The sequence below is a fragment of the Aurantimonas manganoxydans SI85-9A1 genome (assembly GCF_000153465.1).
In the GTDB taxonomy this organism is placed as follows: Bacteria; Pseudomonadota; Alphaproteobacteria; order Rhizobiales; family Rhizobiaceae; genus Aurantimonas; species Aurantimonas manganoxydans.
On the sequence record NZ_AAPJ01000019.1, the window covers coordinates 1 to 1,408 of the forward strand.

General features: G+C 68.5%; 2 protein-coding genes. One reads left to right on the forward strand and one right to left on the reverse strand.

Annotated features, from left to right (window positions below; genetic code table 11):
- Window positions 1-456, reverse strand: a 456-nt coding sequence (locus tag SI859A1_RS00130; protein ID WP_040324810.1) for a hypothetical protein, incomplete at its 3' end; no start/stop codon positions are given.
- Between the two features lie 81 nt (window positions 457-537).
- Here SI859A1_RS00130 and SI859A1_RS00135 point away from each other — a divergent pair.
- On the forward strand, window positions 538-1,408 hold an 871-nt coding region (locus SI859A1_RS00135), incomplete at its 3' end, for a circularly permuted type 2 ATP-grasp protein (protein WP_193352742.1).

Genomic DNA, 1,408 nt, shown 5'->3' on the forward strand with positions numbered 1-1,408 from the left:
GCGCAGGGCGCAGAACAGACCATGCGCACCGAAGGCCGCGCTGAGGATCAGGGCCGGTCCGCTGCGGGCTGTCGGGTTGAGCAGGGTCAGCGCGATGGCCAGCGAATAGAAGGCGGAAATGGTCGAGATCACGGCGACCCGGGCCTCGACGCTCCCTGCCGCCGGGGACAGCCCGTAGAACAGCAGCCAGACGACCGGCCCGGCATACCACCAGAGGCTCGTTTTCACATCGCAGAACCGGGCGAAGCCGACATAGAGCAGCGCGTAGCCTGAGAGCAGCAGCGCATTGGCCCCGCCGATGGCCACCGCATAGAATTCGAACACCCGCAGCGGCGCCGTGGCCGCAGCCAGCGCGATCAGACCCATGCCGGCACTCCAGTACAGCAGCGCCCTCTCGCGCAGATTCCGCCACTCGACCAGATGGCAGAGGCTGGCGCTGAAACAGAGCGCGCTCAAGACAAGGAGCATCGTGGGGGTATGGATCTGCATGTGCCCGCGAAAAACGAAGATGACGTAGGGATACTAGCGCGAAAAAGCATGCAGTTCCGTGATCCCGCGTCCGCTCTCGCCCGCTACGCCGCCCTTGTCGGCACCGGCCATGACGAGATGCTGGCGCGGGACGGCTCGGTGCGTCCGCATTACCGGCCGCTGATCGATGCCTTGGGGACCATGGCGGAGGGCGAGCGCGACGCGCGGTTCCGCAGCGCCCGGCAATATCTCAGCGAAGCCGGCGTCTTCCACCGGGTCTATGGCGACGCGAGCGAGGTCGAGCGCGACTGGCCGCTGTCGCAGCCGCCGCTGGTGCTCGATCCGGCGGCGTGGCAGTCCCTGTCGGATGGGCTGGTCGAACGCGCCGACTTCCTGGAACGGCTGCTGGCCGACCTCTACGGCCAGCGCCGGCTGATCACCGAGGGCACCCTGCCCGGCCCGATCCTCGGCCAGAATCCGGAATTCCTGCGCCCCGTCGCCGACCAGGGACTGTCCGGCGAACCGCTGATCCGCTTCATCGCCATGGATCTCGGCCGCGGTCCCGACGGGCGCTGGTGGGTCCTGGGCGACCGCACACAGGCGCCGTCCGGCGCCGGCTTCGCGCTGGAAAACCGGGTCGCCACCGCCAAGGCCTTCCCCGAACTCACCCGCGACATGAATGTCGAGCGGCTGGCCGGCTTCTTCCAGCGTTTCCGCGACAGCCTCTACAGGCTGGCCGGGCCCGACGCCTCGCGCATCGGCCTTCTGACGCCGGGGCCCCACAACGACACCTATTACGAACAGGCCTATCTCGCCCGCTATCTCGGCCTCCTGCTGCTGGAGGGCGGCGACCTCGTCGTGCATGGCGACCGCGTCGATGTGCGCACCGTCGACGGCACCCGCGCCATCAACGTCCTGTGGCGCCGGCTCGACGCCGATT